This window comes from Nocardiopsis alborubida, assembly GCF_012396365.1.
GTDB classification, from domain to species: Bacteria; Actinomycetota; Actinomycetes; order Streptosporangiales; family Streptosporangiaceae; genus Nocardiopsis; species Nocardiopsis alborubida.
The window spans coordinates 37287-62742 of sequence record NZ_JAAXPG010000033.1 but is presented as its reverse complement, the minus strand read 5'-3'; the positions used below and the strand labels follow the sequence as shown (position 1 = coordinate 62742).

Here is a 25456-nt window from a genome sequence, read left to right as displayed (position 1 = left end):
CGGATACCGGCGTTTTCGCGCGCCCGTGGCCACAGGTGGTCACCGTGCACGCGCATAACAAGACGGTCGGGGACGAAACGGTCACGGTGGTCCACGGTCGCAGTGGTTTCCGGTCCGGTCGCCGCGGGGCTCCGCGCCCGCCCGGCTCAGGCCCCGAGCAGCGCGCGGAGCTCGTGGCGCTCGCGGGGAAGCCCCAGCCGGGCGAGCACGACCAGGAAGCCGGCGAACCGGCCGCCCCAGAAGCCGTCCTGGTCGGCCAGGACCCGGAGGTAGTCGCGTTGGACGGCGGTGAGCTCCGCGGGGTCGCGCGGAGCGGCGGGACCTGCCGCGGGCGGCTCCGCCGGGCCGGCGGGGCCTGCCTCGGGACCCGCGTCGGCACCCCGGAAGACCAGGTCCAGCAGCGGCCCGGCGTCGGCCGCGGCGGTGGGGGGCGAGGTCAGCGGGGCCAGCGCGCGCAGCACCGGGAGCAGGCGCGCGGCGTCCTCGGCGGTGGAGCGCTCGGCGAGTTCCCGGACCAGGGCGAAACGGACGTGGCCGGTGAAGTGGGCGGGGCGCCTGGTGAACCAGGTGTCGGCGGCGTCCGGGTCGGCGAGCGCGGCGACCAGCTCCGCGGTGGCCGCGGGGTTGGCGCGCTGCCCGGGCGCCAGCGCGGCGCAGGCGCGGATGGCGGGGTCGGCGTGGGTGAGGAACTCCGTGGTGTCGCCGCCGCAGGCGCCCAGGGCCAGGACGATCACCGCGCCCTCGTCGCGGGTCTCGGCCATGTCGGCGGCCCCGGACAGGTCCGGCTCCGTCCCGCCGAGCCGGGCCAGGGCCGCGGCTGCCTCCACCGCGCACATGCGGGTGCCCGCGTCGGGGGCGGTGAGGTGGGGTTCGACCGCCGCGTACAGCGCGGGGGCGGCCGCGCGCATGTCCGGGCCCACCCGGAGCATGAGCGCGTCCACGGCGGGGGTCTCCCACACCCCGACCGCCTCGTCCTCGTCGTCGGAGGCCAGCGCGGCGTACACCCGGTCCAGCTCGGCCCCGGCGGGGAGCTCGGGCACGGGGCCCGAGGGCGTCTGGCGCAGCGCGCCCTCGGCCGCCCCGGCCAGGAAGTCCAGCAGGACGCGGCGCAGGGGGCCCGGGGCGGCGCCCGCCGCTCCGGTGTCCGCAGCTCCGGGGCCCGGGTCGTCGAGTTCGGGGCGGTCCAGGATCCCGGCGACGAACAGGGCGGCCGGGACGGTGGCCGGGTAGACCGTGCCCTGGTGCAGGAGCGCGCTGTGGATGTGGTCCAGCGCGCACCCGCGCTCGTGCGCGTCGCCGGTGAGCAGGAGGGCGAGGTGCCCGGGGGCGTCGGCGCCGGAACCGTAGGCGTGGAGGGTACGGGTCCAGTCGGTGGTGTGGAGTACGTCCGGTCCTGTCTGCATGTCCCGGATTGTGGCAGCGCCCACCGACGGTTTTCCGGTGTGCGAGGGCCTCGGGCGGCCCCTGTACGCGGCCGGGCAACGCGGCGCCGGGGCTCGGCTTCCGGGCCGGACGAAGGTGTGACCGGTGTGATGCGTGCCGCCCTGACCTGCGGTGATCTTGTACCTATAGCGAGTCTCGACCGCCGAGATCGGCTATAGGTACAAGATCACCGCGGCAGCCGTTACAGGCGCACGCCCAGCAGGGTGTCGACGGTGGCGCGGACCAGGGCGGGCGCGCCAGTGTCGGTGCCGCCCTCGCCGAGGGCGGCGTCGGCCCAGGCGTCCACAGCGGCCAGGGCGGCCGGGGAGTCCAGGTCCTCGGCCAGGGCCGTGCGCACGGCGGCGAGCACCGGGGCGGCGTCGGGCGCCGCACCCAGTGCCAGGGCGGCGCGCCAGCGGTCGGCGCGGGCGGTGGCGGCGGGGAGTTCGGCGTCGGTCCACTCCCAGGGGGCGCGGTAGTGGTGGCCGAGCATGGCCAGGCGGATGACGGCCGGGTCGACGCCCTGCTGGCGCAGCTTGGAGACGAACACCAGGTTGCCCAGGGACTTGGACATCTTCTCGCCGTTGAGGCCGACCATGCCCACGTGCAGGTGGTTGTGGGCGTTGGGTCCGCCCGTGGCACACCGGGTCTCGGCCGCGCCCATCTCGTGGTGGGGGAAGATCAGGTCGCTGCCGCCGCCGTTGAGGTCGAAGGCCGGGCCGAGCCGGTCCAGGGCGATGGCGCTGCACTCGATGTGCCAGCCGGGACGTCCGCGGCCCAGGGGGCTGTCCCAGGCGGGTTCGCCGGGGCGCTCGGCGCGCCACAGCAGCCAGTCGAGCGGGTCCTTCTTGTCGGTGCGCTTCGGGTCGCCGCCGCGTTCGCCGAACAGTTCCAGCATCTGCTCACGGCTCAGGTGGCTGATCTCGCCGAACTCGGGGGCCTCGGCGACGGAGAAGTACAGGTCCCCGTCCAGCTCGTAGGCGGCGCCGGTGTCGCGGATGCGGGCGGCGAGGTCGCTGATGAGGTCGACGGACTCCACCACGCCGACGTAGGAGGTCGGGGGGATGATCCGCAGGGCGGCCATGTCCTCGCGGAAGACGTCGATCTCGCGGTGGGCGAGGTCGCGCCAGTCGACGCCGGTGGCCTCCGCGCGCTCCAGCAGCGGGTCGTCGATGTCGGTGGTGTTCTGCACGTAGTTGACGTCGTGCCCGGCGTCGCGCCAGACCCGGTTGACCAGGTCGAAGGTCAGGTAGGTGAAGGCGTGGCCCAGGTGGGCGGCGTCGTAGGGCGTGATGCCGCAGGCGTACATCCCCGCCCGGGGGCCCGGCGTCGTCGTCCTTATCCGGCCGGTGGCGGTGTCGTGGATACGGAGGGGACCGCCGGTACCCGGCAGGGGAACGATGTCAGGCGCAGACCATGAACGCATACCGCGCAGCCTATCCGGACGGGCGTGCGAGAGGCGTGCGCGGGAGGGCGGACACCGCGCGTGATGATCGCCCCAGAAAGGGCGGGAATAAGTCGGGCGGTACCCGTGCGGCGAAGTGCGCGAACGCGCAGGTGCGGGATTGTGGGGCTCACGCGGCCGGGGAGGCAGGTGAGTTGAGTGACGCTGTCCGGTTCGCAGGGGTTCGGCGGCACACGGGCTGACCCCGCACAGGACGAGAACCCCCACCCGTCATCGGAGTGGGGGTCCCTCGCTGGTCCCGGGTCGTGTCAGGGCATCCGGTCCTGCGCTCCGCGCGGGCCCTGGCGCGCCTCGGTGCGCAGCAGCGCGGTCCACTCCGACGCGGGGAACGTCAGGTGCCCGGCTTCACGGTTGACGGTGTCGCGAACGTCCGCGCCCTGAGGAGTGTCCCGGACCTCGACACACTGACCACCCGTGTTGCTGTAGCTGGACTTGCGCCAGTCACCCACAGTAGTTCCTCCAGTACCTTTCGCGACTGCTGGGCGGGGAGTGCTAACGCGAACGCGCGCTTGACCAGTTCCGACAGTCGATCGAAGTCGTCAGTTTCGCCGTAGACGACATTACCGGTCAGGTGGTCCGCGCTCGCGGCCTTCCCGCCCTCTCCGCGACGCACCATGAGCATGGGAGACGTGATGACGCGAACACACAACGAAACCCCTTCACCGAAGCCCGCGACGCCTTCCTCTCACAGCGAGGACTCGCCTTCACCCTGGAATGGAGGCGCTTCCCCTGGACGTGGGGCGCGGACGTCGACCGCGCCCTCATCGGCCCCGCCTACCTGGGAAACGTCTCCATCGGACTCAAGGACGGCTGGACGTGGGGCTGGCAGGGCCGGCGCGGAACCTGGAAGTACGTCCAGCGGGACAGGCTCGACCTGTTGCTGGACCAGGTGATCGAGACCCGCGCGGGATACGTCCCACCCCTGCCGCACAGGCGGGACAGGAACGGCTAGCGGATGACGGAACACGAGGGACCGCCGAACCGGGGAGCGGCGGTCCCTCGTGCTGTGTCCGGACGCGCGGGAGGGTGGGCACCGCACGTGGTGATCGTCCCCGAAGGGGACGGAGCGAGACGGGCCGTGGAACCCACGACGAGGGGCCGAACGGACCGGGGCCGGGGCCGGAGGCCCGGGGCTCACGCGGCGAGGTCGTGGTGCCTTCTGCTGATGAGGAGGGCGCCGAACACGGCCACGGCGGCGCACAGGGCGGCCATGCCCTCGTTGCCCAGGCGCCAGTGCAGCAGAGCGCCGCTGACCGAGACGACGTAGAGGAGCCAGTACGCTCCGCTCTCCACCAGGTTGCCGTTACGGCCCTCCATCATGCCCCCTGCCGTGAACGCGTGTTTCCACGCGAGCCTGACGGCGCGCGCCGTCTCTCTCTGAGACGCCGCGGTCACTCTCGGGGTTGACACGCCGTCACGGCCTGGGGGTGTGACGACGGTTATGCGCACCGGTGACGCACGCCCGCCCTGGCCAGGGCCGACAACGCACATCCATCCCGGTCAGTGCCGAACAGGAGGGGGCCGGCCCTCGGCCGACCGCTCCGGGTCAGGGCCGGGCCGCGTCCGCGAGTTCCAGCAGGTCCAGCGCCTCGGCCGCGCGCACCAGGTCGGGGTCCCCGGCGGGACCGAACTCGACGATGTCGGCCTGGATCGCGCGGAGTCGCCACCGAGCGCGGGACACCTCGCGGCGAGCTCCGCGCGAGCTCGGGACGTGGTGGGACGGGGCGGCCTGGTCACGGACGGGCATAGCGCTCATGGGCGGTCCTTCGGGGTGGGTCGGCGGTTGTGGGGTACCCCGGGTCACGGTGTGACGCTGCCTCCGCGCCCCGGGTTCACCGTGAACACGGTCCCGTAGCCCGCCTCCAGCGCGGTTCCGGAATTCTTTCGCTCCACACCAGGTCAACGGGGAACGGAGAGGAAGCGTTCCACGGTGTTCCTGTCCCCTACCCGTTGCTCCGTCCGGAATGCACAGAGTTGGCGCATCGAGGCCTCACGTGTCCGCCTTCGGGACCAGGGCCCGACCACGTCCGACCGCGGACGCCTCCCGCCCCGCCGTCCTTCTCCCGTTCACACCCCTTGTGCCGAAGGGAGACTAAACGTACAGTAACTTACCAATTAGATTCGTTGCGTAACACGGCGACTGCGCGCAGTCGCCCACCTGGTCCGACGCGCGCACGCCGTGCGCCGGACCGACTCCGCCCGTCACCGCCCCGCCGCGGCGGGGCTTCCCCCCGGAGTAGCCCATGCGCACCGCGTACCGGCCCCGCAGGACCCTCGTCTCCGCAGCCCTGTCCTTCCTCACCGCCGCCGCACTCCTGGTCCCGGCAGGGGCCGTGGCGGCCGCCCCCGTCCCCGAGGACGCGGCGGCTCCTGCGTCCGCCGAAGCCGCCCAGGCGGCCCTGGTGTGGTCCGACGAGTTCGACGGCGCCGCCGGAAGCGCCCCCGACCCCGCCAACTGGAACCACGAGACCGGCGACCACGGCTGGGGCAACAACGAACTCCAGAACTACACCGACAACCGCGCCAACTCCGCCCTCGACGGCAACGGCAACCTCGTCATCACCGCACGCCAGGAAGCGGACGGCAGCTACACCTCCGCACGCATGACCACCCAGAACAAGGTCGAACACGCCTACGGCCGCATCGAGGCACGCATCAAGATCCCCCGCGGCCAGGGCATCTGGCCCGCCTTCTGGATGCTCGGCGCCGACTTCCCCGACACCCCCTGGCCCGACTCCGGCGAGATCGACATCATGGAGAACATCGGCCGCGAACCCCACATGGTCCACGGCAGCCTCCACGGCCCCGGCTACTCCGGGGGCAACCCCCTGACCGGCTCCTACATGCACCCCCAGGGCTGGTCCTTCGCCGACGACTTCCACACCTTCGCCGTCGACTGGAGCCCCGGCTCCATCACCTGGTCCGTGGGCGGCAACGCCTACCAGACCTACACCCCGGCCGACACGCGCGGAAACCCCTGGGTCTACGACCAGCCCTTCTTCATGATCCTCAACATCGCCGTGGGCGGGAACTGGCCCGGATACCCCGACGGCACCACCCAGTTCCCCCAGCAGATGCTCGTCGACTACGTCCGGATCTACTCGGACGGCGGCGGCTCCGGCGGTACCGGTACGATCACCGCCTCCAACGGCATCTGCCTCGACGTGGCCGGGGCCGCGACGGGCGACGGGACCCCGATCCAGCTGGCGCACTGCAACGGCAACCAGGCCCAGCAGTGGACCGAGGGCGCCGACGGCACTCTGCGGGCGTTCAACAAGTGCCTGGACGTGGCGGGCGGCGCCACCGCCGCGGGCACTCCGGTACAGCTGTGGACCTGCAACGGAACCGGCGCGCAGCGGTGGACCCACGACAGCGGGACGCAGGCCCTGCGCAACCCGCAGTCGGGCCGCTGCCTGCAACCCCAGGGCCGGGCGCAGAGCGACGGCACCCGCATGGTGATCGCCGACTGTGACGGCAGCGCCGTCCAGCGCTGGAGCCTGAACGGCTGACCCCTCTCCCCAGCGCCGCCCGCCGACCCCCTCCGGCGGGCGGCGCTCCGCCCCGCCGCCTCTCAGTCCAACAGCGGCATCCGCCCCTCAGCCCCGGGGGGCCGACGTGTCCACCATCCGCCACGCCCCGGGGTCGGCCGGGGCGTCGGTGAAGGCGTAGCGCACGGTCTCGCGGTCCATGGCCAGCAGGGTCACCGACCCGGTCTCCCACGTCCTGCCCCCGCCCAGGTCGGCGCGGGCGACCAGGCCCGTCGGGTCGCCGGACTCGTCGGGGCCCGCCGAGCGGGGCGCGGAGTTGGCGGCCTCGTTGACCAGGCGCGGCCACTCCCCCCAGATCTCCTCCACCCCCTTCGCGCGGGACAGGTCGGCCGGGTCGGGTCGGGTGCGCGCGAACTCGGGCGTGTGGCGGGCGGCGCGCGGGCCGTCCGGGTCCAGCCCGGTGTTGACCACCATGCTCACGCCGACCGGCAGCGGACGGGTGTCCAGGCACCGGCCGTCCCAGCTGCGCAGTCCGGCCCGGTGGGCGTCGGCGTCCAGCAGGTGGAAGGGCGCGTAGAGGGTGGGGTCGTCGCCGTGCAGCGGGTCGCGGCCCGGGTTCCTGCCCGCGTGCGCGAGGGCGCGCAGCGGCAGTTCGCCCCGGCTGGCCGGGTAGGTGCCCTCCCAGGGCATGCGCCCGTCCCAGGGCCAGCCGTTGAGCAGGGCCGCCGTGCGCGGGCCCGTCGGGTCCACCGCCAGCCAGGTGCCCCCGGCGAGGCGGTCACGGCCGCCGACGAGGTCGGGCCGGTCGGGCCAGTGGCGGGCGGGCCGGTCCCAGGGACGGGAGGACATCTCGTCCCTGAGCGCGGCGATGACCAGGGGCGTGTCCGCGCCGGGGTCGAAGCCGACGATGACGGTGCACATGACGACCTTGTGACCTTTGCTGTGGGTCCCCGGTGTGGTGCGGTCCCCGCGACGGTGCGGGCGGAACGGGGATGTGGACAAGAGGTAGACGCAACCGTACCCGGAGGGGACCCTCGGCGGCGCTCCGCACGGGCCCGGGTGGTGCGGGCACCACCGGCGTCCGGGGGGACGGTGTGCCTGTTCCTGGTCCGGGAGTCTTCTAGTCTGTAGTCTCCCTCACCCTTCGCGTGTGCGGGGCGGATGCCGCGTCCAAGGCGCCTCCCGCCCGTCTCGTTTCCCGGACCACACAGGAGTAGTGCGTGCCCGAGCAACCCGACCGGACCGACGGCGGTGCGGACAGCACCGCGGACAGGCCGCAGGACGCGGTTCCCCAAGCCCCCGCCGGGGCCTCCGCCGATCCTGTCCCCGCAGGTCCCAAGGGCCCGTCGGGGCCTCCGCCCGAGACCGGCCTGACCGGTCAGCAGGTCGCCGAGCGGGTGTCGGCGGGGCGGACCAACGACGTCCCCGTGCGCGCGAGCCGCACGGTCGGCCAGATCATCCGCGGCAACGTGTTCACCCGGATCAACGCCATGGTCGCGGTGCTGTTCTCGATCATCGCCGTGATCGGCCCGGTGCAGGATGGCCTGTTCGCGATGGTCATCCTCTTCAACACGCTGATCGGCATCGTCCAGGAGCTGCGGGCCAAGCGCACCCTGGACAAGCTCGCCATCGTCAACGCCGCCCGGCCCCGGGTGGTGCGCGACGGCGCCACCGTGCGCGTGGCCACGCAGGAGATCGTCCTGGACGAGGTCCTGGAGGTGGGCGTGGGCGACCAGATCGTGGTCGACGGCACCGTCACCTGGGCCGGGGGGCTGGAGGTCGACGAGTCGCTGCTGACCGGCGAGGCCGACCCCGTGGTCAAGCGGCCCGGGGACACCGTGATGTCGGGCAGCTTCGTGGTGGCGGGCACCGGCCGGTTCCGGGCCACCAAGGTGGGGCGGCACGCCTACGCGGCGCGGCTGGCCGAGGAGGCGAGCCGCTTCTCGCTGGTGCACTCGGAGCTGCGGTCGGGCATCAACCGCATCCTGACCTGGATCACCTACGCGCTGTTCCCGATCGGCGCCCTGCTGATCTACAGCCAGCTGGTCCTGGGCGGGCACGTGGGCCTGGAGGAGTCGACCGCGGGCGGCCAGATCTCCGGCCCGCTGGCGGACGCCCTGCGCAGCATGGTCGCGGCCCTGGTGTCGATGATCCCCGAGGGTCTGGTCCTGCTCACCAGCATCGCGTTCGCGGTCGGGGTGATCCGGCTGGGGCGGCACAAGTGCCTGGTGCAGGAGCTGCCCGCGATCGAGGGCCTGGCCCGCGTGGACGTGGTGTGCACCGACAAGACGGGCACGCTGACCGAGGCGGGCATGAAGCTGGCCGGGATCCGCGACCTGGGCGGGCACGGCGGTGAGGCGTCCCCCTCGCTCGTGCTGGCGGCGCTTGCGGCCAGCGACCCCGACCACAACGCGAGCATGGCGGCGATCGCGCGCGGGTGCGAGGCCGCGGGCCAGGCGGCGCCCGACTGGACGCTCTCGGCGCTGGCGCCGTTCTCGTCCGCCCGCAAGTGGAGCGGGGCCAGCTTCCTGACCTCCGGTGGCGAGGAGCACTGGGTGCTGGGCGCGGCCGACGTACTGGCCTCCCCGCGGGACCCGGCGGCCGCCGAGGCGGCCCGCCTGGGCGCGCAGGGCCACCGGGTGCTGCTGCTGGCCCGCGCGTCGGTGCGGGTGGACTCCGACGAGGCGCCCGGGACCGTGCTGCCGGTGGCCCTGGTGGTGCTGGACCAGAGGCTGCGCGAGGACGCCGGTCCGACCCTGGACTACTTCGAGGAACAGGGCGTGGGCGTCAAGATCGTCTCGGGCGACCACGCGGCGTCGGTGGGCGCGGTGGGCCGTGAGCTGGGACTGGCGGGCGCGGACCAGCCGGTGGACGCGCGGGCGCTGCCGGAGGACGGCGACGAGCTGGCCCGCGAGGTGGAGGAGCGCTCCGCGTTCGGCCGGGTGACGCCCGAGCGCAAGCGCGACATGGTCAAGGGTCTGCGCGACCGCGGGCACACCGTGGCGATGACCGGCGACGGCGTCAACGACGTGCTGGCGCTGAAGGAGGCCGACATCGGCGTGGCGATGGGCTCGGGGAGCCCGGCGTCGCGGTCGGTGGCCCAGCTGGTGCTGCTGGACAACCGGTTCGCGGTGCTGCCGCGCGTGGTGGCCGAGGGCCGCCGGGTCATCGGCAACATCGAGCGGGTGGCCAACCTGTTCCTGACCAAGACCGTGTACACGATGACGCTGGCGATCATCGTGGGCCTGCTTGCTGTGGCCTACCCGTTCTTCCCCCGCCACGCGACGCTCATCAACGCGGTGACGTTCGGTATCCCGTCGTTCTTCCTGGCGCTGGCGCCCAACACCGACATCGCCCGTCCGGGGTTCGTGATGCGGACGCTGCGGCTGGCGATCCCCTCGGGCATGGTGGCGGGCTTCGCCGCGGTGACGACCTACCTGCTGGTGCTGGGCGGCCGGACGGTGCCCGACCCGGCCGACCGGACGGCGGTGGTCATCACGCTGTGCGCGACGACGCTGTGGGTGCTGCTGCTGGTGGCCAAGCCGTACGTGTGGTGGAAGGTGCTGATGGTGGGCTCCATGGTGGGCCTGTTGACGCTGGCGATGGTGACACCGCTGGGGCAGTGGTTCTTCGACCTGGACGTGAGCGATCCGACCAAGGTGCTGACCGGTCTGGCCGTGGCGGGTGTGGCGATCGTGGTGATCACGGTGATCCGGGTGGTGGACGACCGGATGATGGCCCGGTCCGAGGCGCGTGAGGCGGAGAGGGAGGACGAGCGCGAGACCGAGGAACGCACTCCTGAGCCGGTGTAGGAGGAACCCGGGCGAGCGGCCCGCCGCAGGAGGCTGAAGCGGGACAGCCGGTTACGGTTCACCCCCGAGAGCCGGCGTGGAGCCTCCCGTGGCGGTGCCCCGTAGGGGGTTGAGCCCTCCGCGGAGCCCGACCACCCACCCGTGGAGCCCGGACCGGCGGGAAGCTCCCGGAGGGTGTCGTGGACCGGACCGGCATCCGTGGCCGTCCACTCGCCCGCAAGCCCCCTGCCCCCGACCGTCGCACGGCCCCAGAAGGCAGGGCGTGGACGTTCCCTCTGCGGGGCCGGGGGCTACGCGGGTTCCACGGCGGAGCCCGGGAGAGAGCGAGGAGAAAGGACAGGGAGCATGCTGAGCGAAACCGACATGCGCCACCTGCGGCGCGCGGTCGATCTGGCCGAGGAGGCCCTGGAGGCGGGTGACGAGCCCTTCGGTTCGGTGCTGGTGTCCCGGGCGGGAACAGTGCTCTTCGAGGACCGCAACCGCGTCGCCGGGGGCGACCCGACACAGCACCCGGAGTTCGCCATCGCCCGGTGGTCGACCACCCACCTGAGCCCCGCCGAACGGGCGGCGGCGACCGTCTACACCTCCGGGGAGCACTGCCCCATGTGCTCGGCCGCCCACGGCTGGGCGGGTCTGGACCGGATCGTCTACGTGAGCTCCTCGGCGCAGCTCGTCTCGTGGCTGGAGGAGTGGGGCGTGCCCCCGGCGCCGGTGCGGGCCCTGCCGATCGGCGAGGTCGTACCCGGAATCGCGGTGGAGGGCCCGGTGGACTCCCTGGTCACGCGGGTGCGGTCTCTACAGGCCCGCTTCCACAGCCGGAGCTGACACCAGCTCCGACCGCCTACAGCGCGGTCAGCGGGGTGAGCCCGGTCAGTTCCTGTCGTCGTCGCTGGGCTCGAACTGCCCCTGGATGACGCGGCCCCGGTTCTTCGGGGCGGCGTCCCCGTCGGCCCGGGGACCGAACGGGCTCTGGCCGGGACCGAACGGCCCCGCTGCCGGACCCGCCCCCGGGCCGGGGGCGGTGGACCCGCGGACGACGAACTCCTCGTTCATCCGCTCCTGCATCCCGCGCACACGGCGCTGCGCCCAGGAGGCGAAGGCCCAGCGCAGGACGGGACGGGTGAAGGGGAGGACCATCAGCAGGCCGAGCACGGCGGTGATGAACCCGGGGATCACGAGCAGGATGCCGCCCGCCATGAGCATCAGCGGGTCGAGCAGGCCGCCGCGCGGCTGCTCGCCCGAACGCATGGCCTGGTCCGCGTCCCGGAAGGCCCTGGTCCCGGCCCGGCGCAGCACGGCCACGCCCAGGACCATCAGCGAGACCAGCGCGGCCAGCGTCCACGGAACGCCGATCCAACCGCCGACGGCGATCATCAGCCACACTTCGAGGAACGGCAGCGCCATCAGCGCCAGCACTGTCAGCAGCGGCATGCGTAACCATCCTCCGGGTCATCGGCGGGAGCTCCCTACAGGAGAGAACGCGCGCGCGGGCGCCAGGGTTCCCCCGGGCGTGTTCCTCTCGGAGGCGATGCGGACGCGGCCCTCCCAGCCGCGACGCGGGCGTCCCCCCTCAGCCACCACGACGTCAGGCGTGCGGCTGTGTCGGCGTACCCGCCCGTCCCTCCCGCTCAGACACGACGACGGCGCGTCAGGACAACCGCCACGACCGCCGCACCCAGCCCCAGAGCGCTCAGGAGGGCCTCCGGCACCGCGCCGAGACGGGTCGCGACCGTGGTGCCCTCCATCGCCTCCAACTCGGCCACGTGGATGTCAGGCACCCCCTCGGGCGAGCTGTAGGCCAGGGTCCCGTCGGGGTTGACCACCGCGCTGACGCCACTCGTGGAGACGACCACCGCCGGACGCCCGTGCTCGACGGCGCGCAGCTGGGTGATGGCCAGCTGCTGGTTGGTCTGGCCGGTGAAGTTGTAGTTGGCGTTGTTGGTGGGGATCACGATGACCTGTCCGCCCGCGGCGACGGACTCGCGCACCGGGAGGTCGAAGGCCACGTCGAAGCAGATGCCCACGGCCAGGGTGGTGTCGCCCACGGCCAGGGCCCCGGGCTCGCTGCCGGGGACGGCGTCGGAGCTGACCTGCTGGAGGCGGGACACGAACTGCGTGAAGAAGTCGCGGAAGGGGACGTACTCGCCGAACGGCACCAGGTAGCGCTTGTCGTAGATCTCGCCCGGTCCGGCCTCAGGGTCCCAGACCACGCTGCTGACGTACCGGGTTCCGTCGTCGTTGAAGCGGCTCATGCCCCACAGCAGGGGGACGCCCGCGTCGGCCGCGGCGGCGTCGATGATCTCGCGCGCCTGGGGGTCGCGGAAGGGGTCGATGTCGCTGGCGTTCTCCGGCAGCAGCACCATGTCCGGCCGGGGGTACTCCCCCGCGCGGACGGCGTCGGCGAGCTCGTGGACCCCGTCGGCGTGGTTGTTGAGGACCTGCATGCGCTCGCCCGCGATGGACATCTGTCCGACGTTGGGCACGTTGCCCTGGACCATGCCGACGGTGACGGTGTGGGAGACGTCGGGACGGCCGATCGCGGGGGCCAGCGTGCCGCCGACGACGACGGCCGCACCCGCGACCAGTCCGAGGGCGGCCGGGACCCAGCCGGACCGCGGCGGGCCGCCCTTCCGCGTGTCCGTCGCCCGCGGCGCGTTCTGATCGTTTCGGTCGTCCCGATCGTCGTTCCGATCACCGCGTCCGGCCCACCGGGCCCCCGCCGCCAGCCGCAGCGCGCTCCACAGCAGAAGGCCGCCGGTGAGGGCGACCGCGAAGGTCACCAGTGCCGAGGAGCCGAGAGCGGCGTAGCCGACGAAGGGCGTGTCGGGCTGGGCGAAGGCGAGCTTGCCCCAGGGGAAGCCGCCCAGCGGCCAGCGGGCTCGCAGGGCCTCCTGGGCCACCCACAGGGCCGCGGTCCACAGCGGCCAGCCCGGCAGGCGCATGGCCAGCGCCAGGGCCATCGCCATGGGGAGGAAGTAGACGGTCTCGGCTCCGGCGATGAGCAGCCACACGTCGATGCCGAAGATGTCCTGCCAGTGCACCAGCGGCACCATGAGCGCGGCCCCGGACAGGGCGCCGAGCCAGGCGGCGCGGCGCATCCGGCTTCCGGCGACGGCGAGGGCGAGCAGCGCGGCGCTGAGGGGGCCCAGCCACCACAGGCCGTAGGGCGGCAGCGCGAAGAGCTGGGCGAGACCGGATCCGACCGCGGCGAGCACCCGCCACAGCAGGTCGTGGCGCCCCCAGCGGTGTCCCAGTGCGAAGGCGGAGACGGAGGAGCGTGCCGGGTTCGCCGTCCGCTCCCGCCCCACCGGTTCCGGCGAGGGTCTGTCGGAGCCGTGGGCGCTGCCCTGCTCGGTGTGCTCGGCAACCACGTGGGGTGCTCGCTTTCCGCTGGTTGGTGAGAGGTGCTCGCGGTCAGCATATGGGGGGACGCGGAAAAGGCCCGAGCCACCCTTCGGACCGGCTCCGTCCCGTCGGCGGCGAGCTCGGAAGACCGTTGTCTACTGGATGTTCGGGCCTTTTCCGGGTCCAACCCCCCGCCCGGTCGCGGTACTCCACCCCTCACCCGATCCCAACTGCACCTGGCGCGTGATGCAGCGTCCAATCGGACGAGTGGGGGCCGCACAACCGGTCCGTCCAGTGCTGGACTGGTCGTTAGGTTACCCAGACTCCCCGACCCGATGCCTCAACCCGGCTGCCGTGTCGTGGCCGCCGACCCGAGGGCGTGGAGGGGAGAAAGGAAGGAACCGTCGGACAGGCTAACGCACCTGGGGCCGCCACGCCAGCTGAGCGGACGGGGTTTGTGTCTGACCGCAATCGGATCGACATCGACTCAAGTATGGACTTTTCGATCAGGATCGTGTCTGATGTGATCAGCACAACGGCCTGGTTCGATCAACTACGAAAGATCCAGGTCGGCGGCGCGGACACCCCGAGATCCGCGTCACCCCACATCTCGACCCCGGCCCGGGAGCTGACAACCATGGCGGAGATCGTCCTCGATGGCGTTGACAAGATCTACGGCGGCGACGTCAAGGCCGTCGACAACCTGAACCTGAAGATCGAGGACGGCGAGTTCATGGTGCTCGTCGGCCCCTCCGGCTGCGGCAAGTCCACCGCGCTGCGCATGATCGCGGGCCTGGAGGAGATCACGGGGGGCACGCTGGTCATCGGCGACGAGATCGTCAACGACCGTCCCCCCAAGGACCGCGACATCGCGATGGTCTTCCAGAACTACGCGCTCTACCCCCACATGACCGTCGAGCAGAACCTGGCCTTCGGTCTGAAGCTGCGCAAGGTGGCCAAGCCCGAGATCGCGCGCCGCGTGAAGGAGGCGGCCGAGATGCTGGGCCTGGAGCCCTACCTCAAGCGCAAGCCGGGCGCCCTCTCCGGCGGTCAGCGCCAGCGTGTGGCCATGGGCCGCGCGATCGTGCGCGAGCCGCGCGCGTTCCTCATGGACGAGCCGCTGTCCAACCTGGACGCCAAGCTGCGCGTGCAGATGCGCGCCTCCCTCAACCAGCTCCACGAGCGCCTGGGCGTCACCACCATCTACGTCACCCACGACCAGATCGAGGCCATGACCCTGGGCGACCGGGTCGCGGTGATGCGCGACGGACGCCTCCAGCAGGTGGACACCCCCAAGCGCCTGTTCGACGCCCCCAACAACCTGTTCGTGGCCGGGTTCATCGGCTCCCCGGCGATGAACTTCGTCGACGCCGAGCTGGTCGCCGAGGGCGACGACGCGGTGCTCACCTTCGCCGAGCACAAGCTGCCGGTCCCGGCCAGCGTCCTCGGGGAGCGCCAGGGCCTGCGCGACTACCTGGGCCGCAGCCTCATCCTGGGCATCCGCCCCTCCGACTTCAACGACGCCGACCTGGACAGCAACGGCGACCCGCAGATCCAGGTCAAGGCGAGCGTGACCGAGGAACTGGGCACGGAGATCAACGTGATCTTCACCGTGGACGCCCCGCCGGTGCGCCACGAGGACGCCGCCGCCCTGGCCAAGGACGCCGCGGGCGAGGAGGGCGAGGGCGACGGCCTGCCGCTGGGCGGCAACACCTCGCTGTTCACCGCCCGGGTCAGCCCCCGCAGCAACGTGCGCCCGGGCCAGCCGATCAGCCTGTCGGTGGACGTGAGCCAGCTGCACTTCTTCGACCCGGAGAGCGGTCTGGCCATCGGCCACCCCAACAACGACTGAGCCCGTCTCCCAGCGCCCCGCCGGGCCCTCCCCCTCCTCCTCCGGGAGGGCCCGGCGGGGCGCACCCGTGCGCGGGGTTCCCGGCCCGAGGGGGCGGCGTTGCCCGGTCGGCACCGCCGCAAACCTTGCCCTGAAGACACAGTCGCGCACCCCTGGGCAAGGCATCTGTTCCTTGACCCCCGGATGAGCGCACCCCAACGATTGTGTGGTGTCCAACCGAGCCCCCGGAGCCGCTCTCGTCACCGAGTCCGCTCCCGAGCCCGAGCCCGCCGTCGACCTCCTGCACGGTCGTCCCGTACCCGACCCCTACCGGTGGCTGGAGTCCGCGGACTCCCCCGAGACGCTGAGCTGGCTGGAGGAGCGGGGCCGCGAGTACGCGGCGGAGGCGCTCACCTGGCCCCTGCGGGAACGCCTGGCCGGACTCATCCGCTCCCTGGTGGACACCGACCTGTGGAGTCCTCCCGTACACCGGCCCGGCGCGGTGTTCGCCACCGTGCGCCCGGCCGGGAGCGAGCACCCCCGCCTGGTGGTCCTGGCCGGGGACGGGCCGCCGCGCACCGTCTACGACCCCGTCGCCGAGGACCCCGCCGGACACACCACCCTGGACGCCTGGGAACCCTCCCCCGACGGAAGCCTGGTCGCCGTGCAGACCTCGTCGGGGGGCGTGGAGCGCGGCGCCCTGCGCGTGATCGGCACGGAGGGCGGGGAGCCGGTCGGCCCCGCCGTGCCGGGGGTGCGCTACTCCCACGTGGCCTGGTCGCCCCGGGGCGTCCCCGCCTTCTACTACGTGCGCCGTGACGGCGCCAGGGGCGTGCGCGGCGTGTGGCTGCGCCGGGTCCTCGACGGCGCCGAGACGCTCGTCCACGCCTGCACGGCGCCCGGCACCGTGCCCGGAGTGCGCGTCCTGGGCGACCGGTGGCTGCTGGTGACCGAGAGCCACGGCACCGGGCACCGCACCGACCTGTGGCTGGCCGACCTGACCGCCCCGGCCACCCCGGGCGGCCTCACCGACCCGGCCGACCTGACCGCCCCGGCCGGCCTCACCGATCCGGCCGACGCCCCCGCACACCCCCCGCTACGGCCGGTCCAGGTGGGCGAGGAGGCCGAGACCGAGGCCCGGCTGGGCCCGGACGGCCTCCTGTACCTGCGCACCACCCTGGGCGCGCCGTGGCGGCGGATCTGCGCGGTCTCCCCCGAGGAGCCGGGGGTGGGGCACTGGCGCGAGGTGGTGCCCGAGGAGGACGGGGCGACCCTGGACGCCTTCGCGCCCTGCCCCGCCGGAGCGGAGGGCGGCACCGCCCTGTTCGTCGCGCGCACCCGCCTGGGGATCAGCGCCGCGGCCGTCCACGACACCCGCACGGGCGGACTCCTGTACACGGTGGTCCTGCCCGGTGAGGGGATGGTCTCCGCCCCGGAGGCGGCACCCGACGGTTCGGTGTACCTGGGGTACGCGGACGTGTCCGTCCAGCAGCGGATCCTGCGCCTGGCCCCAGGGGAGCGGACCCCGCGTCCCTGGCCGCCCGGAACAGCCGAGGCCCGGCCCTCCCCGGCCGTGGAGCGCTCGGTGGTCTGGTGCCGCTCCGCGGACGGCACCCGGGTCCCGGTGACCGTGTTCACCGCCGCGGGCCGCGACCGCACCGCGCCCGGCACGGGGCTGATCCCCGAGCCGACCCTCCTGCACGCCTACGGCGGCTTCGGGCGCCCGCGCCAGTTCGGGTTCAGCGCGACCGTGCTGGCCTGGCTGCTCTCGGGCGGCCGGTACGCCGTCGCCCACGTGCGCGGCGGCGGGGACGCGGGCCGCGACTGGCACCTGGCCGGTTCGGGCCGCGGCAAGCCGCGCGCCGTGGAGGACCTGGTGGCCGCGGCGGCGGCCCTGGTCGGCGCGGGGATGTGCACCCGCGACCAGCTGTGCCTGTCGGGCGGGTCGGCGGGCGGACTGCTCGTCCTGGCCGCCGCGACCGCGCGCCCGGACCTGTGCGGGGCGGTGATCGCCTCCGCGCCGCTCGCGGACATGGCCCGCTTCGAGCGGATGGGCCTGGGCCGGATGTGGACCCGCGAGTTCGGCACCGCCGCCGACCCCGACGACTTCGCCGCCCTGATGTCCTACTCCCCCTACCACCGGGCGCTGGAGGGCGCCGGGGACGGACCCGGACGGAGCTTCCCCAGCGTCCTGCTCACCGGCTTCCACGGTGACACCCGCACCGACGCCGCCCACCCGCGCAAGATGTGCGCGGCGCTGCTGGCGGCGGCCGCGCGGGAGGAGGGGCGCCCACCCGTCCTGCTCCGGTACGAGCGCGACGTGGGCCACGGCCCGCGCGCGGTCAGCCGGGCGGTGGGACTGGCCGCCGACGCGCACGCGTTCGCGGCCCACCGGACGGGGCTGTCGCCGCGCTGAGCGCGCGGGGGCGGTCCTGGCAAGAGAAACGGCACACAGAAAGCGAGGTGTGGTGCGTATGGACCCGATCGAGGTCGAGACCGAGGACCTGGCCGAGGTGACCTCCCGCGACATCACCGCGGGCGGCGACAGCGACGGCACCGACTCCAGTTCCGACTTCATCTGACCGCGTCCCGCCCGGCCCGGTCCCCCCGGGCCGGGCGGGGCCCCACCCCCGTGCACGGAGAGGACGCCCCCTCATGACCGATCCCGGCCACCTGTTCACCCGGACCCTGAGCGACGTCGTGGGAAGGGAGGCCCTCACCGAGCGCCTGTCCGAGGAGTTCGTCTTCGCCGACCTGGGCGCGGACGCGGTGCGCTCGCTGCTGACCTTCGACGACCTCAACGACCTGCTGGCCACGTGCTCCCCCGAGCCGCCCAGGCTGCGCCTGCACCGGGACGGGGCTCCGGTCCCGGCCGACCGCTACACCGGGGCGGCGACCTCCTCGCGGAGCGCGCGGCGGGTGGTGCGGCCCGAGGCGCTGTACCGGGAGCTGCGGGAGGGGGCGAGCCTGGTCCTGGACAGCGTGGACCGGATGCACCCGCCGGTGGGCGCGGCGGCCGACGACCTCATGCGGCTGGTGCGCGAGCGCGCGCAGGCCAACCTGTACCTGATCTGGGGCGGCTCGCGCGGCTTCGACACCCACTGGGACGACCACGACACGGTGATCGTCCAGGTGGAGGGGACCAAGCACTGGCAGGTGCACGGCCCGGGGTCGCGCCCGTACCCGATGAAGAACGACGTGGACCACGCCCACACGCCGCCGCGCGACGCCGACGGCGAGCTGCACCTGGTGTGGGAGGGCGTGCTGCGGCCCGGCCAGGTCATCCACGTGCCGCGCGGCTGGTGGCACACGGTGACCGGGACCGGCGGGGTGAGCATGCACCTGACCTTCGGCTTCACCCGGGCGACCGGGGTGGAGTGGGCGGACGCGCTGGTGCGCCGGCTGTTCGAGGAGGAGGTGTTCCGCAGGGACCTGCCGCGCTTCGCCGACCCGGACGTGCGGCGCAAGCACCAGGGCGAGCTGGTGGCCCGGATGGCGGAGCTGGCCGAGGAGCTGGACCTGGACGGCTTCCTGGCCGAGCGGGACGCGCGCTTCCCGCGCCGGACCTCGTTCTCGCTGCCGTGGCCGGTGGAGGAGAGTGCGCCGCCCGCGCACGCGCGGGTGGAGTTCGTGCCGATCCTGCCGCCGCCGCTGTCGCGGGACGGCGAGAGGGTGGCCGTGACGGTGGGCGGACGCCGGTACCGGTTCCCGGCCGTGGTCGGGCCGGTCCTGGAGGCGCTCGCCGAGCACCGGGAGCTGACCGTGGCCGGACTGGCCGAGCGCGTGGGCGCGGAGGTCGAGCGGACGGCGGAGGTCGTGTCCGTGCTGTCGCGACACCACCTGGTGGTGGTGCGGTAGTCGTCCACAGGCTCTCGGAGGTCGTCCACAGGCACGCGAAGGGCCTGGTGGGCCCGGCCCTCACGCGCCTACCGTAGTACTAGGGGGGTCCCCGACCCCTCCGCTTCGGGCTGCCCGCGCCCGGCGGCCACGGGCACCGCGCTAGGGAAGGCGGGCCAGCACGTGGGCGTCGAGGAAGCCCCGCTCGGAGGCCGGATCGTGGAGCAGCCGGGCGAAGGTGACGAGCCCGGCCCCGGTCAGCAGCTCGACGAACCGGTCCACCGGCCAGCTGTAGGCGGGCGCCACCTTGTGGTCGAAGCGGACCGGCTCCGGTCCGTCGGTCGCGAAGAACGAGGCCAGGAGCAGGCCCCCCGGCGCCAGGACACGCGTCTGCCCGGCGAGCAGCGCGGGCAGCTCCCCGGGCGGGGTGTGGATCATCGAGTAGTGGGCCAGCACGCCGCCGAGCTCACCGTCGCCGACCGGCAGGGCCTCCATCCGCGCCTCGTCGAACCGCAGCGCCGGATGGGCCCGCCGGGCGTGCTCGACCATGGCCGGGGAGAGGTCGAACCCGCGGGCGTCCAGCCCCAGTTCGCACAGCATGGCCGTCAGGTGCCCGGGCCCGCACCCGACGTCGGCCGCACGCGGGTTCCCCGTCCCGCGCACCAGCTCGGCGAAGGTGCCGATCATGTTCCGCGAGAACGGCTGCGTCTCCAACCGGTCGGCGAACATCGACGCGTACAGCTCGACGACCCCGTCGTAGGCCGCCCTGGTCTCGTCCTGGTGCTCCGTCATGGGAGAGGAAGCTAGCACCCGCGCGCGTTCACCGCCTCTCCTGCCCCCCGCTCCCCCGCGCACGGGGACCGTTCGGCTCGGGGCGGCCAGGACAAGGTGGACGCCGGCGCTACTCCCCCGCGCCCGGGGCCGATCCCCGCTCCCCCGCGGCGCGCTGGCGCTCCACGTACACATCGATACCGTCCAGGACCCGGCGGATGGAGAAGTCCAGGTCCTCCGTGGGCCCGCCCGTGTTCTCCTCCTCGGTGTCCGGGAGCTCCTCCATGACCCCCTCCCGGAGCAGCCGGGTGATGGTGGGGAACTCCTCCTCGGTGACGACCCTGCGCAGCCCCCTGCTGTAGTCGCGCACGGTGTCGGCCATCGTGCTGCCCGCCGCCCGGGCCGCGCGGCTCATGTCCAGCTCGATGCGGACCGTCTCGCGCAGGATGGCGGACAGCATCGTCAGCATCTGGAGGGACCAGCCCATCTCCAGGCCGGACCGGGAGATCTCACGCAGGCCCGACTCCATCCAGCGCAGCCCGTTGGGTCCGCTGGGCGGCCCGTTCAGGGTGAGGTAGACCCCCCACGGGTGGCGGCGGTACATGGCCACCGACTCGCGGACCCACTCCTCCACACCGGAGCGCCAGTCCCCGTCCTCGCGCGGCGGGGGCGGATCCCCCTCCAGGACCGCGTCGCTCATGAGGGCGAGCATGTCCTCCTTGCTGTCCACGTACCGGTACAGCGACATCGTGGTGTAGCCCAGCTCCTTGGCCACCCGCTGCATGGACACGGCCTCCAGACCCTCCGCGTCGGCGATGGCGACCGCCGCCGCCACCACCCCCTCCCGGCTGAGTCTGGGCTTGGGCCCCCTCCTCGGTTCGGGCTGGCGCAGCCCCCACAGGAGCTCGACCTCCCGCTCCATCCGGTTCGTCCCCTGCTGCTCGGCCGTCATACCCCACCCGTCGTCGACTGCGTCGTTGACACCATCCTAGATCTGTGTATTACTTACACCAATACATGTACGCCATAAACAGTTTATGGAGCACACTGACATGTCCCATATGACCCCGGCCATCAGCGCCGAGGGGTTGCGCAAGGATTACGGCGCCACCCGCGCCCTGGCCGGCCTCGACCTCACCGTCGGAACCGGGACCGTCTTCGGCCTGCTCGGCCCCAACGGCGCCGGTAAGACCACCGCCGTCCGCGTCCTGGCCACCCTGCTGCGCCCCGACTCCGGACACGCCAGCGTCGCCGGGTACGACGTGTTCACCCAGGCCGACCGCGTGCGCGCCGCGATCGGCCTGACCGGCCAGTACGCCTCGGTCGACGAACTCCTCACCGGCCGCGAGAACCTCGTCATGTTCGGCCGCCTGTACGGCCTCTCCCCCCGGGGCGCCGACGAGCGCGCCCGTGCCCTGCTGGAGCGCTTCGACCTCGTCGAGGCCGCCGACCGCCGCGCCGACGGCTACTCCGGGGGGATGCGCCGCCGCCTGGACCTGGCCGTCAGCCTCATCCAGGAGCCCAGCGTCCTGTTCCTGGACGAGCCCACCACCGGGCTGGACCCCCGCAGCCGCCTCCAGGTCTGGGAGTCGGTGCGCGCCCTGACCGCCTCCGGGACGACCGTGCTGCTCACCACGCAGTACCTGGAGGAGGCCGACCAGCTCGCCGACGCCGTCGCCGTCATCGACCACGGCCGCGTCATCGCCGAGGGCACCCCCGACTCCCTCAAGTCGCAGGTGGGCGGCGACCGCCTCGACGTGGTCGTGCGCGACCCCGCCGAACTGGACGCCACCGCACGGATCCTGGGCGAGGCCGTGTCCGCCCGGGCCAGCGTGCACCGCGACGAGCAGCGCGTCAGCGTTCCGGCCGAGGACCGCATGGACGCGCTGACCCGGGCCGTGCGCGCCCTGGACGGCTCCGGACTGCGGGTGGAGGACATCGGCGTCCGCCGCCCGAGCCTGGACGAGGTCTTCCTCGGCCTGACCGGAACGACCGCCACCGACCACGAAGGCGCCCACCGCGCCCCTCAGGAGGTGTCCCGATGACCACCGCAGCCGCCGCCCCCTCCGCCGGTCCGCGCCCGCTGACCCGGGGGAGCCTGCCGCCCCGCCAGCTCACCCGGGCCCAGCGCCTGCGCAAGACCGGCGCCGACACCCTGGTGCTGACCCGCCGCAACTTCCGGCACATGGTCCGCGACCCCTTCGAACCGGTCATCGCGATCACCATGCCGGTGATGATGGTGCTCCTGTTCGGCTACGTGTTCGGCGACGTGATGGCGCCCCCTGGAACGGAGAACTACCGCGAGTTCCTGGTCCCGGCGATGCTGGCGATGGTCATGCTCTACGGCGTCGGCGGCACCGCCTCCGGGATCTCCCGCGACACCGCCCGCGACGTGATGAGCCGCTTCCGGTCCATGCCCATGTCCCCCGCGGCCCTGCTCGGCGCCCGCGCCCTGGCGGACATGGCGCGCGCCTGCCTGGAGGTGGCCCTGCTGCTCCTGGTCGGGTTCGCGATGGGCTGGCGCGCCGAGGACGGGGTCCTCGGAGCCCTGGCCGCCGTCGGCGTGCTGCTGTTCTTCCGGCTGGCCCTGGTGTGGCTCGGGGTGCTGTTGGGTCTGGTGCTGCCCACGGCCGACTCCGTGAGCATGGTCGTCTACCCGCTGACGTTCCCGCTCAGCATGCTCTCGACGAGCTTCGTGCCGTCCGAGGCCATGCCCTCCTGGCTGGCGCCCGTCGCCGAGTGGAACCCGCTGTCGGCGGTGGTCACCGCCACACGCGACCTGTTCGGCAACCCGTCCCTGCCCTCGGACGCCTGGCCCGCGGAGAACGCGCTGCTCATGGCCGTGGCCCTGCCGCTGGCCGTCATGGTCCTGGTCACCCCGCTGGCCCTGCGCCGCTTCCGGCGGCTCAGCCGCTGAACCGGACGTGCTGGTTCCGTCCCCTGCCCCGGACGCACCGACCCGGGCTCGCTGACCACGCCCCGACGGCCCGATGCCCAAGGCCCGGGCGGCTCCCACGGAGGCGGAGCCGCCCGGACGCCCGCGGACCACGCGCCCCTGTCCGACACCGCCCCCGTGTGAGGCTGGAGGGACGCAGGAGTCTCTCTCTGCCATCCCTTCCGACACTTGCGTCACACCGCACACGCAGCGGAAACGGCGCCGGTGACGCACGCCACGCCCGCCGCTCCCCCCGGAGAAAAACGCCCGTACCTGCATCTTCTGCCCGCGTGGCGGTTAGGGGATAATCCGGTGATCATTGCGGCGCACGCGTTCGTTAGGGTAGCCTCACTTAAGAGGCGCAGATGCACTCGTTCCCCGAAGGTCACTGCACCCACACGACCCCGGACATGACGGCATCGTGCGACGAAGGGCAGGTTACGCGGTGGCTCCAGATCCGCTCGACGCGTTGCGCGACGCCTGTGCGCCGCTGAAGTTCGCGCCCCTGCCCGACCTGCTCTCCTTCGAGGAGCTCTCCACCCTTCCCCGCGGCCGCGTGCACTGGCACCAGGCGGGCGCCATGGCCGCGGACGGCTGGCTGCCGGTCCTGTACGACCGGCTCCGCAGCGAGCACGGCCCCGGCCACCGCCTCCCCGCCGCCACCAACTTCCTGCGGGTGACCCTGCGCGAGCCCATCTTCCTGGTCTCGGCCTCGCTGTACCTGACCGGTCGCGCCCCGCTGCTGAGCCCGGACACCCTCTACCTGCCCTGGGACTCCGGCCTGGCGCGCTTCGGCACACCCGCCTCGGTCGGCACCCGGACGGCCGTCCTTCCGGACGACCCCGCCGTCGGCCACCCCGGCACCGTGGTCGCCGAGGACGAGGACGCCCAGCTGCGGATGGCGGCCGAGGCCCTGTTCGCCACGTTCGAGCCGATCATCGACGCCCTGCACGGGCACACGCGCTCGGGCAAGCGCACCCTGTGGGGCTGGGTGCTCGACACCCTGCACTTCTACATGCTCAACCCGGCCCGCTACCTGGGCCGCGACCCCGAGCAGGCCTGGGAGCTGGCCACCCGCCTGGGCGACGCGGTGGTCGCGGCGGGCGCGGTGACCCGCAGGCGTCCGCGCCTGTTCCCCTTCGCTCCCGACCACCCGCGCGGGACCTGGGCGGTGCGGGGCACCTGCTGCTTCGACTACAAGGGCGACCCGGAGCACGGATACTGCACCACGTGCCCGCTCAAGTGCGACGGCGAGCGCCAGCAGGACCTGTCGGAGTGGCTGCGCGACCCGGCGCTGGCCCCCTGAGCCGTCTCCCGGTCCTTTCCGCGGCGCCGCCGGTCAGCTGACCGGCACCTCCACCGGTTCGCCGAAGAAGGGGGAGAAGACCACGGTCTCGGGCTCCACGTCCCCCTCCACCGTGATCACCCCGGAGACGCTCTGCCCCGGGGCGAGCGTGCGCGCACCGATCTCGTCGGCGTCCATGCCGACGGCCTCGGAGGTGCTGTGCTGGTCGCCCCGGGCGTCCACGACCCGGAAGTAGAGCGGGTTGACCTCGATGTCCTCCTGGCCGGTGTTCGTCACCGACACGTCCACGCTCGTGTACTCGCCCTCGGTGTAGAGCGGCCCGGGGTCGAAGCCGGTGGGGGCGGCGGTGAGCTCGACCCGGGGCCCGGCCGCCTCGCCGCCCTCCTGCCGGGACTCGGTCTCCTCCACCGGGGTCTGCCTGTGGGCCGCCGCGAACAGGGCGACGGTCGTGCACCCGGCGATGACGAACATCAGCAGCAGGAGAGCGCCGCAGCTGAGGCCGATGATCTTGCCCCACGGGGTGGGTCTGGTCTCCCGAGGCCCGTAACCGCCCTGGGGCGGGTAGGCCTGGCCCGCTCCGGGCTCCGGCCCGTAACCGTAGGCCTGTCCGTAACCGCCGGCCTGCCCCGGCGCGTACCCCGGCCCCTGGCCCGAGGGGTAACCGCCCGCCGCGGCGTAGCCCGGACCCTGGCCGGAGCTGAAGCCGTCCGGCGGCCCGCCGGGCGGCTGACCGCCCGCGCCGGTCGTGGGCCCGTCCGACTCCCCGTACCCGGGGGCGTATCCCGCGTGCTCGTATCCGGCCTGGCCGGGGCCGCTGGGACCCTCGGAGAGCTCACCGGTCACCGGTTCGGGGGGCGCGCCCGTCGGGTGTCCGCCCGGGGGGACGTCTCCGGGGGCGCGTCCCCCGGCCGGGGGCTCCCCGTAGGCGTGTGCTCCCGTGGAGGGAGGGCTCTCGTGGCGGCCGTGCGGGAGCCGGCCTTCCCCGGGGCGCGTCTCCTGGTGGGGGAAGCGGTGCGGCGGCTCCCCCGGCGGCTGCGGCCCGCCCTCGATCGGATCACCGGGGTCACCGGGACGCCACTCCTCCGGCGGACGGTGGTTCACCGGGTCCGGGCGCTGTCCCGACTGCTCCTGCGGCACACCCTCGGACTCCCGATCGGACACTGAGAACACCCCTCATGTCAGCGCGGTCCGCCCACCGGAAACCGCCGTTGGGCGCTTCACGCCTGCACGGTAACCGCGAGGAC

At 73.4% G+C, this 25456-nt stretch carries 21 protein-coding genes and 1 pseudogene; 11 read left to right on the top strand and 11 right to left on the bottom strand.

Annotated elements, in window-relative coordinates; all coding sequences use genetic code 11:
- Window positions 1-146: 146 nt before the first annotated feature.
- From HGB44_RS26815 to HGB44_RS26805, 3 genes are all read right to left on the bottom strand, one after another.
- On the bottom strand, window positions 147-1403 hold the full coding sequence (locus HGB44_RS26815; protein WP_061082485.1) for a hypothetical protein: 1257 nt from the start codon (window positions 1401-1403) through the stop codon (window positions 147-149).
- A gap of 221 nt (window positions 1404-1624) precedes the next feature.
- Window positions 1625-2848, bottom strand: coding sequence for a cysteine--1-D-myo-inosityl 2-amino-2-deoxy-alpha-D-glucopyranoside ligase (mshC, locus tag HGB44_RS26810; protein WP_082768538.1), 1224 nt, complete (start codon window positions 2846-2848; stop codon window positions 1625-1627).
- Between the two features lie 287 nt (window positions 2849-3135).
- A complete protein-coding gene (locus HGB44_RS26805) occupies window positions 3136-3336 on the bottom strand; it encodes a DUF397 domain-containing protein (RefSeq protein WP_061082487.1) in 201 nt (66 codons plus the stop codon).
- A gap of 122 nt (window positions 3337-3458) precedes the next feature.
- Here HGB44_RS26805 and HGB44_RS26800 point away from each other — a divergent pair, with 122 nt between their 5' ends.
- Window positions 3459-3839: a hypothetical protein gene (locus HGB44_RS26800; RefSeq protein WP_061082488.1), complete on the top strand. Its 381-nt coding sequence runs from the start codon at window positions 3459-3461 to the stop codon at window positions 3837-3839.
- Between the two features lie 182 nt (window positions 3840-4021).
- Here the strand turns inward: HGB44_RS26800 and HGB44_RS26795 are convergent, their stop codons facing one another.
- Together HGB44_RS26795 and HGB44_RS26790 are read right to left on the bottom strand one after the other, a co-directional pair.
- Window positions 4022-4204, bottom strand: a complete 183-nt coding sequence (locus HGB44_RS26795; RefSeq protein ID WP_061082512.1) for a hypothetical protein — start codon at window positions 4202-4204, stop codon at window positions 4022-4024.
- Between the two features lie 229 nt (window positions 4205-4433).
- Complete coding sequence (locus tag HGB44_RS26790) at window positions 4434-4643, bottom strand: hypothetical protein (RefSeq protein ID WP_231972574.1); 210 nt, start codon at window positions 4641-4643, stop codon at window positions 4434-4436.
- Between the two features lie 487 nt (window positions 4644-5130).
- On the opposite strand from HGB44_RS26790, the pseudogene HGB44_RS26785 reads away from it, so the two are divergent.
- Window positions 5131-5994: pseudogene (locus HGB44_RS26785) on the top strand (glycoside hydrolase family 16 protein); the annotation flags it as partial.
- Window positions 5983-6396, top strand: a complete 414-nt coding sequence (locus HGB44_RS32910) for a ricin-type beta-trefoil lectin domain protein (protein WP_455430062.1) — start codon at window positions 5983-5985, stop codon at window positions 6394-6396. The pseudogene HGB44_RS26785 and the gene HGB44_RS32910, both read left to right, overlap by 12 nt.
- An 87-nt stretch (window positions 6397-6483) precedes the next feature.
- On the opposite strand, the gene HGB44_RS26780 is transcribed toward HGB44_RS32910, so the two are convergent.
- Complete coding sequence (locus HGB44_RS26780; RefSeq protein ID WP_061082491.1) at window positions 6484-7296, bottom strand: NRDE family protein; 813 nt, start codon at window positions 7294-7296, stop codon at window positions 6484-6486.
- A gap of 299 nt (window positions 7297-7595) precedes the next feature.
- Here HGB44_RS26780 and HGB44_RS26775 point away from each other — a divergent pair, with 299 nt between their 5' ends.
- The gene (locus HGB44_RS26775; RefSeq protein ID WP_061082492.1) at window positions 7596-10187 is read left to right on the top strand and encodes an HAD-IC family P-type ATPase; all 2592 of its coding nucleotides are present in this window, start codon (window positions 7596-7598) and stop codon (window positions 10185-10187) included.
- 345 nt (window positions 10188-10532) lie between these two features.
- Window positions 10533-11012, top strand: a complete 480-nt coding sequence (locus HGB44_RS26770; RefSeq protein WP_061082493.1) for a nucleoside deaminase — start codon at window positions 10533-10535, stop codon at window positions 11010-11012.
- A gap of 45 nt (window positions 11013-11057) precedes the next feature.
- Here HGB44_RS26770 and HGB44_RS26765 read toward each other — a convergent pair whose 3' ends face one another.
- The gene (locus tag HGB44_RS26765; protein WP_061082494.1) at window positions 11058-11618 is read right to left on the bottom strand and encodes an FxsA family protein; all 561 of its coding nucleotides are present in this window, start codon (window positions 11616-11618) and stop codon (window positions 11058-11060) included.
- Between the two features lie 197 nt (window positions 11619-11815).
- A complete protein-coding gene (lnt, locus tag HGB44_RS26760; RefSeq protein WP_061082495.1) occupies window positions 11816-13558 on the bottom strand; it encodes an apolipoprotein N-acyltransferase in 1743 nt (580 codons plus the stop codon).
- Between the two features lie 611 nt (window positions 13559-14169).
- Between lnt and HGB44_RS26755 the strand changes: the two genes are divergently transcribed.
- The 3 genes from HGB44_RS26755 to HGB44_RS26745 all read left to right on the top strand — a co-directional run bounded on the left by HGB44_RS26755 (window position 14170) and on the right by HGB44_RS26745 (window position 19221).
- Window positions 14170-15384, top strand: coding sequence for an ABC transporter ATP-binding protein (locus HGB44_RS26755; RefSeq protein WP_061082496.1), 1215 nt, complete (start codon window positions 14170-14172; stop codon window positions 15382-15384).
- A gap of 205 nt (window positions 15385-15589) precedes the next feature.
- Window positions 15590-17779: a prolyl oligopeptidase family serine peptidase gene (locus tag HGB44_RS26750; RefSeq protein ID WP_061082497.1), complete on the top strand. Its 2190-nt coding sequence runs from the start codon at window positions 15590-15592 to the stop codon at window positions 17777-17779.
- 239 nt (window positions 17780-18018) lie between these two features.
- The gene (locus HGB44_RS26745; protein ID WP_061082498.1) at window positions 18019-19221 is read left to right on the top strand and encodes a JmjC domain-containing protein; all 1203 of its coding nucleotides are present in this window, start codon (window positions 18019-18021) and stop codon (window positions 19219-19221) included.
- Window positions 19222-19362: 141 nt separating this feature from the next.
- Here HGB44_RS26745 and HGB44_RS26740 read toward each other — a convergent pair whose 3' ends face one another.
- Window positions 19363-19992: a class I SAM-dependent methyltransferase gene (locus tag HGB44_RS26740; RefSeq protein WP_061082499.1), complete on the bottom strand. Its 630-nt coding sequence runs from the start codon at window positions 19990-19992 to the stop codon at window positions 19363-19365.
- 109 nt (window positions 19993-20101) lie between these two features.
- Window positions 20102-20923, bottom strand: a complete 822-nt coding sequence (locus HGB44_RS26735) for a TetR/AcrR family transcriptional regulator (protein WP_061082500.1) — start codon at window positions 20921-20923, stop codon at window positions 20102-20104.
- A gap of 100 nt (window positions 20924-21023) precedes the next feature.
- On the opposite strand from HGB44_RS26735, the gene HGB44_RS26730 reads away from it, so the two are divergent.
- The 3 genes from HGB44_RS26730 (at window position 21024) to HGB44_RS26720 (ending at window position 24212) form a co-directional block, all read left to right on the top strand.
- Window positions 21024-22016 carry an ATP-binding cassette domain-containing protein gene (locus HGB44_RS26730; protein WP_061082501.1) on the top strand — a complete coding sequence of 331 codons (993 nt, stop codon included), beginning with the start codon at window positions 21024-21026 and terminating at the stop codon, window positions 22014-22016.
- Window positions 22013-22888 carry an ABC transporter permease gene (locus HGB44_RS26725; RefSeq protein ID WP_061082502.1) on the top strand — a complete coding sequence of 292 codons (876 nt, stop codon included), beginning with the start codon at window positions 22013-22015 and terminating at the stop codon, window positions 22886-22888. The genes HGB44_RS26730 and HGB44_RS26725 overlap by 4 nt, the downstream gene beginning before the upstream one ends.
- Window positions 22889-23351: 463 nt before the next feature.
- Complete coding sequence (locus HGB44_RS26720; RefSeq protein ID WP_061082503.1) at window positions 23352-24212, top strand: (2Fe-2S)-binding protein; 861 nt, start codon at window positions 23352-23354, stop codon at window positions 24210-24212.
- Window positions 24213-24245: 33 nt separating this feature from the next.
- Here HGB44_RS26720 and HGB44_RS32750 read toward each other — a convergent pair whose 3' ends face one another.
- Window positions 24246-25373 (bottom strand): DUF4352 domain-containing protein, encoded by a 1128-nt coding sequence (locus HGB44_RS32750; protein WP_231972575.1) that lies wholly within the window; start codon window positions 25371-25373, stop codon window positions 24246-24248.
- Between the last annotated feature and the right edge of the window lie 83 nt (window positions 25374-25456).